The 14273-nt window shown below is 46.2% G+C and carries 8 protein-coding genes and 1 pseudogene; 4 read left to right on the forward strand and 5 right to left on the reverse strand.

The genetic code is table 11. From position 1 onward, the window contains the following. Positions 1-247 precede the first annotated feature (247 nt). Positions 248-2023: an MFS transporter gene (locus OZX67_RS01780; protein ID WP_277143609.1), complete on the reverse strand. Its 1776-nt coding sequence runs from the start codon at positions 2021-2023 to the stop codon at positions 248-250. A 388-nt stretch (positions 2024-2411) separates the two neighbouring features. Beyond that, positions 2412-4151 (reverse strand): sugar transferase, encoded by a 1740-nt coding sequence (locus tag OZX67_RS01785; RefSeq protein ID WP_277143611.1) that lies wholly within the window; start codon positions 4149-4151, stop codon positions 2412-2414. 252 nt (positions 4152-4403) lie between these two features. Between OZX67_RS01785 and OZX67_RS01790 the strand changes: the two genes are divergently transcribed. From OZX67_RS01790 to OZX67_RS01800, 3 genes are all read left to right on the forward strand, one after another. Beyond that, positions 4404-6236 carry a DUF4012 domain-containing protein gene (locus OZX67_RS01790; protein ID WP_277143613.1) on the forward strand — a complete coding sequence of 611 codons (1833 nt, stop codon included), beginning with the start codon at positions 4404-4406 and terminating at the stop codon, positions 6234-6236. Between the two features lie 66 nt (positions 6237-6302). Next, positions 6303-7130 (forward strand): DUF4422 domain-containing protein, encoded by an 828-nt coding sequence (locus tag OZX67_RS01795; protein WP_277143616.1) that lies wholly within the window; start codon positions 6303-6305, stop codon positions 7128-7130. A gap of 341 nt (positions 7131-7471) precedes the next feature. After that, positions 7472-8797 (forward strand): hypothetical protein, encoded by a 1326-nt coding sequence (locus OZX67_RS01800; protein ID WP_277143618.1) that lies wholly within the window; start codon positions 7472-7474, stop codon positions 8795-8797. A 206-nt stretch (positions 8798-9003) separates the two neighbouring features. Here the strand turns inward: OZX67_RS01800 and OZX67_RS01805 are convergent. From OZX67_RS01805 to OZX67_RS01815, 3 genes and pseudogenes are all read right to left on the reverse strand, one after another. Continuing rightward, a pseudogene (locus tag OZX67_RS01805) lies at positions 9004-10051 on the reverse strand (transposase). 212 nt (positions 10052-10263) lie between these two features. Next, entirely contained in the window at positions 10264-11343 is a 1080-nt protein-coding gene (locus tag OZX67_RS01810; protein ID WP_277143620.1) for an acyltransferase, read from the reverse strand. Between the two features lie 374 nt (positions 11344-11717). Further along, complete coding sequence (locus tag OZX67_RS01815) at positions 11718-12917, reverse strand: acyltransferase (RefSeq protein WP_277143622.1); 1200 nt, start codon at positions 12915-12917, stop codon at positions 11718-11720. Positions 12918-13197: 280 nt separating this feature from the next. On the opposite strand from OZX67_RS01815, the gene OZX67_RS01820 reads away from it, so the two are divergent. Continuing rightward, a complete protein-coding gene (locus tag OZX67_RS01820) occupies positions 13198-14184 on the forward strand; it encodes a glycosyltransferase (protein WP_277143624.1) in 987 nt (328 codons plus the stop codon). Positions 14185-14273 lie beyond the last annotated feature (89 nt).

The following is a 14273-nucleotide window of genomic DNA, read 5'->3' on the forward strand; positions in this document are numbered from 1 at the left end:
TATCTTTCTGAATTCGTTATGAACCTCGGCTTACGAAAAGTGTTCGGAGCAGAAAGAAGAATTCAGAAGGATACAGCAAGGTAGGGTAAAGATTGTGCTTGGAGTATTTCGAATCGGTCTACCGCAAAGAAGAGATTGGACATCAAATAGCACTAGTTGGTCCAGCTTAAGGATATAAAAACGCCGATGCATGATCTGTGATTACAAGAGACGCATCGGCGTTTGTGTTTGTTAAGTTAATGATTTATCAGGGCTGCTTGTGCAGGTGGATGCGAGGAACGCGGACGTGACGCAGGGTGCGGTTGGCGAGGTCGCGGGCGGAACCGGCGCCTTGGCCGCGCACGCCGAAGAGCACGAGCAACACCATGCCCAGCGCGATGACCGAGCTGATGATGAGCGACATCCTGATGCCCCAGACGTTGGCGAGGATGGCACCCGTGTGGCCGGAACTCATGAAGGGGCGGAAGACCTTGGTGAACTCTTCCATCAGAATCACCAGAACCGGTGCACCGATGGCTCCGGATATCTGCCGGACCGTGTTCGTGACGGCGGAACCTGCGGAAACGCTTCCGGGGGTGAGGCAGTTAAGCGACCACGTCGTAATCGGCATCAGTACGAAACCCATGCCGATCTGACGGATGAACTGGCAGATCGAGACCCACCAGATCGGCATGCCCATGCCGATGAAACTCATCATGATAGTACCGGTCATCAGTGTGAAGGAGCCGAGTAAGGCCACGGGGCGCGCCCCGAACCGGTCGAGCAGCCTGCCGCCGCCGAACTGCGAGATGCACTGTCCAAGCGCGCCGGGAAGCATCACCAGGCCGGAAATCGTGGCGGAATAGCCACGGTCGTTCTGGATGAAAAGCGGGATGATGACGGTAATCGAGCTGAAAGCGAAGAAGCTCATCGCCGCAGTGATGGTGCCGACGCAGAAGTTCTTGTTCTTCAAAACCGTAAGGTCGAGCAGCGGCGGCTGTAGTTTGCGGATCTTCTCGATCTGCTCGCGGACCTTGGGTGTTTTGAAATGTTCCTCAAGCCTTGCGGCCGAATCGGGATCGGCCTTCAAGCGCTTGATGGCGGCGCGCAGCTCGGCTACGTTCTGGGGGCGGTCGGCTTCCTCCTGCAGGTGCTCGTTCTCTTCAAGCCCGGCAAGAAGCTCCTTGAGCTGGGCCTTGTAGCGCTTGGCCCCCTTCAGCTGGCGGGTGACGAACCAGACGATGCCGATCAAGCCGATGACCATGGGCAGCCAGACCACCGGAGCCGTGAACGCATAGGCTTCGATATTGGTGAAGCCGAAGAGCAATCCGCCGAAACCGATAACGGAAAGGCACACTGAGAAGAAGTCGGCCTTGACTTCGTTGTCGCGCTCGCCGAAGTTATGAAGGAAGAAGATGGCGAGCGCCAATGCGATTGCCCCGACGACTGTCAGCGAAACAAAGATGGAGCGCCAGCCGTTGGCATCGGTTTGCCAGCCGCCGAAGGTCGGGCCGATGGCGGGGGCGACGCTCATGGCCACGCCCACGGTACCCATGGCCATGCCGCGCTTGGACATCGGGTAGACCGAGAAGACGATGATTTGCAGCACCGGCCACATCACGCCGGAGCCGATGGCTTCCAGCGTACGTCCGGCGAGCACGAGGATGAAGGTCGGTCCAAGCCAGGCCAGAACGGAACCCAGCGTGAAGATGGCCATCGAGGTGATGACGATCTGGCGGGTGGAGAAGCGACGGGTGAGGTAGGCCGTCAGCGGCACCATGACGCCCTGTACGAGCTGAATGACAGAGGTGAGCCACTGGCCGGTGGTCACGTTGATGTTGAACTCATGGACGATGGTGGGCAGCGCGGCGCTCAGCTGCAGCTGTGTGAAATTACCGATAAAAGTAATGAACGTGAGAATGGCGATGGAGATGAAAGCCGCATGGCTCAGATGCCCGTCGATGTAGGATTCCTCTTTGGTGAGGGCCTGTGACAAGGATGGTTTCGAGGGAGATTTTACCGGTGCTTGCACGCGATTAGTCACGTTCGGTCACTCCTTCTCTGTTGCGATGAAATTTCATTATTACCTGCATACGTTTTCCACTATATTCAAAATATATTCAAAAGCATTTGATTATAACTTCAGCGGAGAAGAAACGTCGTTCACTACCGCCTTATAACCCCGGTTCAGATTACACCATCAGCCGGATGGTTGAAACGGGTGGTGTCACACGTTGAGCAGAGGAAATATGAGACGTTGGAAAGCAGAAATGTTGCGCGCTGGGAACGCGGATTTTTATGCACTGGAAGGTGAAAGTGCCGCACGCTGGAAAGCAACAATATTGCACGTCAGGAGGGAAGTTTCATACGCCTGGCATAGAAAATGCCGTACATATGCAACGGCTGCCATCACACGTTACGAAGAGCGAGGATCATACCCCGGTGCCGCGGAAGACGGCAATGACGGTTTTGAGCAGAATGGCGATATCGCCGGTGAAGGACCAGTTTTCGACATACGAAATATCGAGCTGCTCGCTTTCCTCCTGACTCAGCGAGTTGCGCCCGGAAATCTGCCAAGGCCCGGTGATGCCCGGCTTGACCAAGAGACGTGCGGAATAGAGCGAGCCGTATTGGTCCACTTCGTATTGCTGCTGCGGTCGGGGGCCGACGAGGCTCATGTCGCCCTTGAATACGTTGAAGAATTGCGGGAATTCGTCAAGCGAGGTTTTGCGAATAAAACGTCCGAACTTGGTGATGCGTGGGTCGTCTTCGGCCTTGAACAGAATACCGTGCGTGTTGCCGGTTTCCTCGGCCACCTCTTCGTCATACTTGTCCGCGTTCACGCGCATCGACCGGAATTTGTAAAGCGTGAACGGTTTGCCGTAAAGCCCGATGCGCTGCTGGGAATACATTGCCGGGCCACCGTCCTGAGCCTTGACGCGAATGGCGACGAAAGCCATCACCGGTGAGGAAATGATGATGGCGAACGTGGAACCGACGATATCGAACATCCGTTTGAGCACTCTGGTCAGCGTCGAGTACTGTGGCAGACGCGCGGTGAGCATCGGCATCGAAGGGTTGCTGCGCAGATGAAGCTGCGAGGAGGCGATATCGGCGACGTTGGCCATGAACGCGAGCTCAATGCCCATGGATTCGACGGCCAGCGAGAAGGTGCGCATCGTTTCGGAATACCGGGACATCACGTCGGCGATGACGATTGCCTGGGATCCGAGTTCCTTCGCCTTTTGTGGCAGATGAGAGTCCATCGGCAATATCCGCAGGTTCTTTTCCTCGGGGCAGGTAGCGCTGAACGGCACCGAAACGAGTTGCTGTGCGTCCGGAGAATTTTGATTCTCAGCGCTATCGGAGACGGAAACCACCGGGCAGACGGCGATGGGTTTGTAGCCCATTCCCGGGTTTTCCTTCAGTTGCGCGATGACCTTGTGGATCCCTTCGGGGGAGCCGACAATCACTGTGTCGTACATATAGACATCTTTGCGACGGTGATGGTGCAAGGAACGGCGCATGATCCAACGTTCCAACAGTTCCAGCACGCATGAACACAGCGGTATGAAAATGGTCAGTAAGCGCGGAATGTTGAGCTTGAAGATATAGCTGAACATGCAGATAATGACGAAATCGACTATGGTCGCGTTGAGGATTTTGCTATAGAGTTCGTAGCCTTCGCCCATGGCGTGACGGTGGTAGATATGCTGCGAGGCGAGGCTGACCAGCCAAGCGACGCAGATGAGTATAAGGAATTCGTTTAGCCGTTCCGGGCTGGACCCATATCCGCGTAGATTCGCATAGGCATCAGCATCAAAGAACAGCACGATAGCCGTAGCCAAAAGCGTCATGACGACGTCGAGCACGATAAGGGTTGTGTTGAAGACGAGGCTCCATTTAGGTATGGAATAGCTCAGCAGCCGATGGCTGGAATCGGTGGCTTTGGAATGGAATTTGCCTTTGCTGTCTGAAAGAAAATACGAACCGTCAAAGAAACTGTTGCCTACGGATTGATCTCCGCGATGCGGATGCGAGGAAGCGGTTCGTTTCTTGTGTGTATTTGAGAAGAGGACTTGCGAGTCCTGGTCGATTTTCAAGGTTTTGTCGTCAAGGCAAGAAGCGTCAGGGGTCTGAGGAATTTGACCCGCCTCAACTCTCCGTGCCACGATGTCGCCTCTTCTGTCGAATAAAACTGCTCATACTATAATACATAATGCGTAGGCAAAACAGGTTTTTACTATCCTCTTCGGCGTGTGTCCGTTTCACTATGTTGCGCATTTATTCTATTGTTTCGATACTTAACATCCCCATTATCTTCTCTTACTTATACTGAATCTGTGCAGAATTTGCGCCAAAGCCGTGAAATCCAAGTTGGTAGTGCATAATGGTTCATTGTTATATAGGCGAAGGGAAGTTTTATGCGTGAACCACGAGGCAGACATTTGGCGGCTACAAGGCCCATGCGCCGGCATCGTGTCTGGCCGTGGGTGCTTCTTGTGATATTCGTGCTGTTGCTCGCGATGGCAGGGGTCGGGGCATACGCTGCCAAGACCATGTACGGGCAGGCCAAAGAGGTAAAAGCGCACGAGCAAAACGCCGTAACCATGCTCAGTGGCTTCTCGAGCACGAATGACCTCAATTCCCTCGATCAGGTTTCGCAGAAATTGCCGCAGGTGCAAAGCGAAACCCAGCAAGCCAAGGAAATTTCGCACGGCAAATTGTGGAATCTGGCAGCCAAAGCCCCGCTTGTCGGAAATGACATCAAGACGGTGCAGGGTATGACTTCGGCTGTTGACGGGATTACGCACGATTCAGTACCGCAGTTTATCAATGTGGTAAACAATCTGAAGGGCTCCCAGCTCAGCGAAGGAGATGGCCAAGTCAATCTTCAGCCGATTTTGCAATCGCAACAGCAGATAAAAGTCGCCAATGATTCCATGCAAACGGAAATTCATGCCTATCACCAGTTGCCTGCACAAAAAGCGAAGCTTGGTAAGGTACGGAATGCCTATACCTCGGCTGATGGGAAATTGAGTGCTCTGGCACAGAAACTAGATGAGCTTTCGAAAACTTTCCAGATTGTTCCGGATTTTCTTGGTGCCAACCAGCCGCATCATTATGCGGTAATGTCTATGACCACCTCCGAAGTACGTTCCAGCGGTGGTTTGGTTGGGTCTGTCGGCAGTCTTACAACGAACAACGGGAAAATCGTCGTTGGCGGCTTCTTGCCGAATACTGCGTATGAACATTATGGGGCAGGCAACCCGACAGCCAGCGAAATAGCCATGTTCAACAAATGGGGGCCTGAGACGATGTCTCTCGACATCCGTGATTTGGCGGCGGTACCGGAAACGGCGCGAACAGCTGAAATGATGAAGGTTATTTGGCAAAAGAGTCCGAATGGTTCCAAAAATCCAATCGACGGCATTATTACCATTGACCCTGTCTTTTTACAGCAGTTGATTAGTGTAAACGGCAATATCAAGCTGTCAAATGGGGTCGTGCTTAACGGCGAGAATACTGCGCAATATCTTCTCAATACGGTCTACAAGACATATGGTCCTGAGGAGCAGGATGTACTTTTCGGAGAAGTGGCTACGCAGGGTTTGAGCAGTATGTTCTCGAACATGAACTTTGACAAGATTTCCAGGATTGCTGGGATTATGGGCAACATGGCCCGTTGGCGGCATTTCTCGATATATTCTTTTGATCAGCAGTTGGAAGAGAAATACATGGAGAACGGTTACACCGGTCAGACGCCGAGCAGTGAAGAAAATCCTGAAGTCGGGGTATACGTAACCGAACAGAATATCTCGAAGATGAGCTGGTATATTCATCGGGCTTCAAAGATTACCAGAACCAGTACCAATGCCACTGGAGCCCGTACGTATCATGTCGATTACAGCATGACGAATACCATGTCTCCGTCTGAGATTGCCTCGTTGCCCGCTTATATCACTGGTATGGTTCCGCCAAGCACCCCACGAGGATACGGTAGGGAGAAAACGCTGTTTTATGCCCCGGCTGGCGGCAGTATCACCAATCTGAAAGTACAAGGTCAAGCTACTGCCCCCAAGCGAATGACATTGAATGATAAGCCTTTGTTTGCCAGTGTGGCAGCCATACCTCCCCAACAGACGGTTACGTTCTCTTTCGATGTCACAACATCCGAAAAGGCAGTTTCGGATTTGCAATTGGACCAGAGCCCGATGGGTTGGGAAGACCCAGGTGTGACTCAAGTCAATTTTTGATGGATAAAGTTGTTGTACGGGAGTAGCATCCCTAAAGAATGCAGAAAGTGAGACAAGTAACTGGAGATGAGTAAAAACATCTGTATTGCAGTAGCGGCCCACAAGCCGTATCGTATGCCCAGTGACGATATCTACCTGCCGATGCACGTAGGAGCTTCTTTGCATCCGGAAGTCGATTTAGGCGCGCAATTCGTTGCCGATAATACAGGTGACAACATTTCTGATTTCAATGCTTCGTATTCCGAAGTGACTGCTTTATATTGGCTTTGGAAAAATTGCGATGCGGATTATAAAGGTTTGGTACATTATCGTCGTCATTTTGCTACCGTGAACACGGTGAAGCGTTTATTCGCCAAGGATAGGTTCGACAGGATTGCAAAGCGTGAAGATGTTGAGGCGGCTTTAAACAAGAAGACTAAAGACGGCTCTGCCATCGAAATCGTTCTTCCGAAGAAGCGCAATTATTATATTGAAAGCGTTTATTCGCACTACGCACATACATTCCATGCCGAGCAATTCGATGAAACCCGAAAAATACTGATGGAGAAGCAGCCTGAGTATGTTCCCGCCTTCGATGAGGTAATGGCCGGCAAAAGCGCCCACATATTCAACATGTTCATTATGAGCAGGCATCGGTTTGATGAGTATTGCGCGTGGCTTTTCCCAATTCTTGACGAGCTCACCAAGCGCATTGATCCCAATCAGTACGATGCGTTCAATGCGCGTTATCCTGGTCGTGTGAGTGAGCGTCTGCTTGACGTGTGGCTGAAAACACACAGCTATGTGTATACGGAGCTTCCCACAGTGAGTCCCGAGCCGGTGAACTGGCCCAAAAAAGGTAGTGCGTTTTTACAAGCTAAGTTTTTTGGTAAAAGTTATAGTAAGAGTTTTTAAAACTGATGGTTGAATGGGCCTATGCAAATAAAGTGGAGGAACTGTTATTTTGCAAGAGATAATGAATAAATTAAATATACAGCGTATAGTGCTACTAAAGTTAGACATGTTTGTCAGTTGCTTCTGGATTAATAATGGTGATGATTGATGCGATCATGTTATAGAGATGATGTGGCGTTTTCATAGGTTTAGTCTTTGATGTTTGCCAACGTAAAGTGAACAGCGCGTTTTGTCTGATCTTTATTGGTTGGTAATCACTCCATAAAATGTAAGAGTTTTTATAAGATAGACAATAATAAAGGGTACCGAGTAAGGAAAATACTTGTAGAAAAGAGTTGAGTATGTTGATTTCCGGTTTGAAAAACACTTGGCAAACCAAAATAAATAAAGAGAATGGTCTTTTTTTTCGACGTTGTCTTGAGTATATTAATATAGTTTGCCTTTTGTTATGTGCCTATAGTCTCTATTTTAGGCAATCATCAAAAAGTCCAGCGGTTTTCGAAGTTTTGCTTTTTATAAGTCTGTATATTTGGATATTTTCTATTCCTACACGTTGGACGTTGGATGATATACGGGAGCCACTTTTAATCGCGTTATGTTCTCTTGCTTGTATAGGACTTGTTATCTTTTTGAGTGCTAACGAATCAAGTATACCTTATGTTTTACAGAAAAGTATGATTCTTTTGATTCTCATTCCATCATATTTGCTACTTTTTAAAAGATTAGGATTTATCTACTTGGTTACGATTGTTCTCGAAGAATTTAGAATCGTTCTAAGTTGTTTATGCGCTGTTGGGTTGTGCATATGGTTAATCATTTCAATATTTGGGAATATTCTTCCTTCTTTTCCCGTGAATTATATATGGGGAGGACATTCTAATGTATCTAATGGTTATTTAGGTTTAGTTTTTACTCCGCAACTTGCCCACTTTAAGAGTATGAGTTTTCCAAGATTTACTCTCTTTTTTATAGAGGCCCCGTTGGCTAATTTTGTTTTTATTCTAGGAATAATGACTGAATTATTCGTCAAAATGCGTCCAAAATGGATTTCCGTGGGAATTTTTGTTTTAAGTTCTTTACTGACGTTTTCTACAGCCAGCCTGATTTTGCTTCCTTTGATTTTCATTTGTTGGATAACGGTCTCGGATTCAGGAAAAAACTTTCGCAGGAAAAACAAAAAACTTAATATTTGCATTTTGATTGCTGTTTCCTGTTTTATTGTTCTTTTCCCTATTGCGGCTTACCTGCTTGTAAGGAATAAAAGCAATACGACATCTCTTAAGATACATTTTATAGATTTTATAGTAGGTGTCAGATCGTTTGCAGACAGTCCTATTTGGGGGCATGGAATTGGGAATTATCAGAGTTCGTTTATTGCTTTTGGAGGTGGTAATGGACAGACGAGTGGCTTGCTCTCTGTCGCAGCTCAAGGTGGAATCTTGTTATTGGCTCCCTATCTAATTCCATTAGTAATACTTATTTTAGGGGGTGTGAAAAAGAGAAATTTAGGACAGTCTACATGCGCAATAATCATACTGATTATGTTTACGATTATAGTAATAGATAACAACCCATTATTTGCAGTGGTTCTTGCTTTTTGTTATGCAGTTCCATTTGAAAATGAGAAATATGCTGAAGTGCTACAACCCGTAAATCAACTTGAGTGATGATTGTCTGCAATAAGATTATCGGTTGTTTTTAATTGGATACTATATACGTATATTCATTTGAAATAGCTCTCTTAGCGTCCAGAGTCTTGCACAAATTAGGTTTTGCTATTTGAGTTGGTGCAGACCTTGTCTGTGCATAATTTTCAATTGGTGATAAAGAAGGCCGATTGAGATAACGTCTGGCTTGTTATGCACTTTTGGTTTCAGCCTTGATTGCCTGCGTGCGGTGTTTCAACCATGTCTTTCATTGGTTCGAGCAGTGACATGTCCAGATAGCGGCGGTCCGGCCAGGCTTGAGTGACGTGGCGGATCCTCGCGGTGACGAGCATGAGGGCGCTGCGCGGCCGTCGGGGAACTGACCGACGACCAGTGTCCTGCGCCTGATTTCGCGGTTGAGTCGCTCGAATATGTTGTTGGTTCGGATGAGCCTCCAGTGCTTCATGGGGAATCCCGGCAGCTGGTACACGGTCGTCTCGCCGATGCCCTCGAGCAGGCATTTGGCGGCCTCCTTCAGCTTCATGTCTTCCAGTTGAGAGGAGACGGAATTCGCTTTAGTTAGGGTCTTGTCTCGGTCCCCCATGACGAATATGGCTTTGAGTTTGGCCGCCAACGTCTTGTGTCTCCTTCTTGGCCCCGGGGGAGAGGACGTTGCGTTCGAAGTGAACCATGCACCGCTTAGCGGGCCTGTGGAAGCAGCTCGCCGACGGCGACCAGTGCCGACACGTTCTCGATGCTTCTGCCCCACGAGCGTTTCAGCCATATGCCGTTCATAAATAAATACGGGAACTTCTGTTCTAGAAGCTTATCCCGCCACGCGTCGATCTCCGAGTAGACCTTCTTCAGATCGTCCGAAAGAGTCTGGGGCGGCACGCGGTCACCCCACAGCTGCCCGCCGGTCGCGTCGACCTGACAGGTCGAGACCCCGCTGAAGTACATCTCCATGAGCGCCTCCTCGACGCTCAACTCGCGCGTGTGGTACCGTTGGATCACGGCCGATTCGAACAGGGCGCCCTTCAGCTTGGGGACCCTCACGCTCATGCTGCCGGCCTTCACCGTCAGATTCCGCTCGTAATGGCCGGCCCTGTACGCCTTCCTGCCTTCCCCGCGCTCGTATCGGGCCGCCCCTGCGGCCTCGTCGGCCTCGGCGTCGAGCATCGCGTTCAAAATCTCCTCGACTTTCGAGGAGACGAGCCTGTCGAGCTCGGTCTCGAACTTGGACTCGTCGAACTGTATGATTCTGGTATCGGGCATGGTCCCCGCCTGTTTCCAATCGGTTTTCTTTGTCAATGATTGAAAATCGTACACGGGCAGGGGACACGCCCTCCTATCAAATCCCAAAACCCAAAGTGCGCAAGCTACTGGACACTACCCCGATTGATGAGGTAGATACCATTCTTAATAACGAGACGCATGGGTGCTATTGGAAAAGTTGGAAGCGGAAATACGTAACAAACTGATTATCATCACTTCATTAAAAGCAGCCATTTACGAACGAACCGAATTTTTGAAAGAATCCATCCAACGATGAGAGAACCTAAATAAGCTATAATGAAAGAACCGAGAAATGCTAGTATCCCATTTCCGACGGAATTTTTCCAAAGAGGCTGAACAAATTGAAGTATCCAAATATGGATTATATAAACAGAGAAGGAAAGTTGTGAAGTATAAACGATATATTTGATAATCGTTTGTTTGTTTAATCGGGATAAATGAATTCTATTCATCAATACAAAAAGAGATATTGCTGCTGTAACTTCGAAAATATTGGAATAAGCGGGCGACCATTGTTGCCCCATTTTGATTAATGACAAATTAAAAATAATCAGCAGAGCCAAAGAAACTATAAAAGAAAAAGATGGCCAAAGAATGTTCCTTCGCCCCACAAAATGTTTGCTATTTATTTTTTTAATCGTGAGGCCTGCTAACAAATACAAAATCCAACAAGATGCACCCCAAACGTCGGTTCCAAAGAGATTCATATTGATTACACCTTCCAATTCTTCTCCATGAAAGAACAATTGGAAAATCTGTCCAGCTGTCGGTACGACGGTACCGAAAAATAGAATTAAAACAGTCAATAGATAGATATAAAGATGTGAATTTTGTCGGTACAGTTGATGAATGGCTATCGAAATAATGGGAATACCCAGATATATCCCCAAAATCATTGGAAGAAACCAAAATGCAGAGTTAGTCGGGCCGACGAAAAATGCAATTCTCATCATTCTTCCGAAAGATATTTCATTAATTCCTGCAATTTTGTCATGAAGGAAATTAAGTATATTCCATGCTTCGAGAGAAACAAAGAGAGGCAGAAGATTTCTGACCAGAAAACGTTGGATATATGAACTATCGTATTCACGATCGACCATTAGATAGCCGGTAAGCATGACGAATAAAGGAACTCCCAAGGTTCCGACAGTATTCGTTATCACCTGAGCTTTGTTATTGCTTAAAGAAGAAGATGAATGCCTAAATACGACTAAACAAATAGCGATTATTCGAATGACATCCAGAGAATAGTCCCGTTCTTTCATTTGCATTCAATCTCTCTGTCGCATCAGATAAATAAACGTTACAACGTTAACAATATATTCAGACAAAGATTCTGAATAAGTTCTGGGGATGAGGAAGTTGTGGGACTGGTTGTGTCTGCATTTTTCTCTGTTTTGACGGTATCGCATGGGTTGCAATATAAGCAGTTGAGTACATGACGCGAATCTTATAATGGTGATGTAAATTTTGGCTTCGTTTAAACTCATTGGGAAATCTCACTTGATAGAGATGGCATTAAAGCTCATTGCTTAAGGCTGTTTGGATGCAACCCAAATCAACCAACAAGTTTGCTGATAAAATAGCGTTGGACATGTAGCTCTTGGAGGCTAAATTTGAGCCTTAAATAATGCTGGTTAATAAATCATAAAAGTGAGTCAGAAGTTGGGAATTTGATTGTTGAAAAAAGGGAAGAGAGTCTCTTAGATTGTTTTCCTTTATTTTCCAAGGCATATAGCCAACGATAAGGCCGACGATTAACGGTAATGGCAAATATTCCTTGGCGTATGAGATCGAGAAGAATAGAAACGATAAAAATCAAAAGCGCCATGATAACACACGTAAGGACGATTATGTAACCCGATTGCCCGGTGAAAAGAATTGACAGTACTTTTGCAATTATAGTATTCATGTTCTTGTCAGTGATTAACAAATAGATCGCAAGAGTGCATGAAGCCAATCTGTTAATGACCTTATTGTAAATTTCAGTTTTTTGCGTTGCGAGCATTAACATTCCCAATCCCATAAACATGGATGGAATGCATGAGGGGCAATTTAACCATCCCTTGGTAAACAGCACATTCTTATTAGCGAAACAAAGCAACATTTCACAGATAAATTGAGTTGTAACCCCTATGATGAAGCCCGCAAGGAGCAGGTTACGTGCGTTTTTCTTTGACTTCAGAAAATCCTTTTTATACCATACTATATACGAGAGCAAAATGTACTGATAGATGAAAAGAACAATGGAATATGACATTCCATGTGAAATCTGATCAGCGCCAAAAGGTATGAATCCCCAAAACAAGAGTAAAATGAGAGAGAGCGACTTATGCAGTTGTTTCCCCATTTTTATTAAAAAAGCGTTAATCCAAGGAAAAAGAAGCAGGAAAAGAATATAACTGGCAGGATACCACCAATGTGTCAGCAAAACCGGGAAAAACGCTTTAACGATGTTCACCAAGATTAGTTTCTTCGATAATGTGATCATACCGGCTGCTGATGCAGCAAAACTGCAAAACAGAAAAAGAAATGAGTAAAAAAGGAGCTGCTTTTCTAGCTGCCAAACTCTTCGAATTGATTTACGAAAATCAGGTTGTTCCATACACAGAAACCAAGTGCTGATTCCAAAGAACAGACAATCTCCCAGTCCTCCAAAATTAGAGAGAAAAGAAGTCAATAAAACTAAGGGGAAACGTTGTGTGTATGGTAAGATCGTACCCCAAATCGCTATTTTGGGCCAAGGAAAATGGTTCAAAACTATGAGAAGCATTGCTACTAAACGCAGAATTTCAACGTTAGAATTTCTAGTCAGTTTTTGTTTAGCTTTTGTCGTTTCGCTCACATTGGTTTCCTTCACAATAGACCCTTCCAAGGTCACCACTTTTTCCTTTTTAAAGGTTAAGGAAAATTGTGCAACTTATCACTCGTATAGAATACTCTTACACACTCTAAACCTAACTATACTAAATTGGAATGATTTTTTTGCACGAAGTAGCGTCAGTGCAATGCCTTGTCTTATTTAAACAAATTTCCTTAAATGTTTGAGTAATAGAATCTGAATCATTAGATGATTTGGTTTGAAGATTTGCTCAAACGGTGATGCATTAACGTATGCTAATGGTATGAATGAAAATGGCAAAATTACTGATCCTTTAGTCAGTGTTGTCGTACCTGTATATAATGTCGAGAAATATCTGAAATTATGTCTCAGAGGGATCCGAGAACAGAGCTACCGCAATCTTGAAATTCTTTTAGTTGATGACGGTTCCACAGACGCTTCAGATGCAATTTGTGACTACTTTGCCACTATTGATAAACGAATCCGAGTTATTCACCAAACGAATCAAGGTCTATCGGCAGCTAGAAACAATGGGACCAAACTATGTAGAGGTGATTGGACAGTCTATGTCGACAGCGACGATCTTGTCTCTCCTCACTTCATCGAACATTTATTGAAAGCAGCTTTATCAACTCACAGCGAAGTGGCTATTTGTAAGGGCAAAGTTTTCCAAGACGGAACGCCATTCATAGCTGAAGAATCTAATTTGGCATCAATTCTTCCGTCTGAAAGAGCAGTCGGAGAATTGTTTTCCGAAAAAAAAGCGAGCACATCGGCATGGGGAAAGTTGGCGAGTACCGAACTTTGGATAAAACATCCATTCCCAGAAAATAGAGACTATGAAGATTTACCAACCACATGGAAATTACTTGCTGACGGCAACCAAACAGTTCTATTAACTGGCAGTTATTATGGCTATCGGAAACGTAACAATTCTATCAGCAGCACGCCGAAGATCAACTCTCTTATCGATTACAAAAAATCCATACAAGAGGTATGGGGGCAGGCAACAGCAAAATACCCGGAATTAATTCCCGCAATTTCTTTTCGCTGTTGTCTGGAATATTGTCGGCTCCTTGAAATGGTTGCTAAATTAGAATCTTCAGATTCCGATAAAGGTCAAATCCAGTCCATACATAGGACAGCACTGTATTTCCTAAGACGCCATACATTATCTGCTTTTACAGATTCTTACGCCGCGTTATTTCAGCGTTTAAGAATTCTGATAATGGCTTTAGCTCCTAATCTTTCTATACGACTCAGAAGATGATAGATAATCCTTGGCCTGACAAGTTTAAAATTTGTGTGAAAAAAATTTGATATTGTTGTCTATTTGCCTAGAACGTGGGTGCTCATAGA

Source organism: Bifidobacterium sp. ESL0728, assembly GCF_029392015.1.
GTDB lineage: Bacteria > Actinomycetota > Actinomycetes > Actinomycetales > Bifidobacteriaceae > Bifidobacterium.

Coding starts and splice junctions, on each gene's coding strand:
- OZX67_RS01790 (WP_277143613.1), top strand. CDS start 4,404: ATGCGTGAACCACGAGGCAGACATTTGGCGGCTACAAGGCCCATGCGC.
- OZX67_RS01795 (WP_277143616.1), top strand. CDS start 6,303: ATGAGTAAAAACATCTGTATTGCAGTAGCGGCCCACAAGCCGTATCGT.
- OZX67_RS01800 (WP_277143618.1), top strand. CDS start 7,472: ATGTTGATTTCCGGTTTGAAAAACACTTGGCAAACCAAAATAAATAAA.
- OZX67_RS01810 (WP_277143620.1), bottom strand. CDS start 11,343: ATGCAAATGAAAGAACGGGACTATTCTCTGGATGTCATTCGAATAATC.
- OZX67_RS01820 (WP_277143624.1), top strand. CDS start 13,198: ATGAATGAAAATGGCAAAATTACTGATCCTTTAGTCAGTGTTGTCGTA.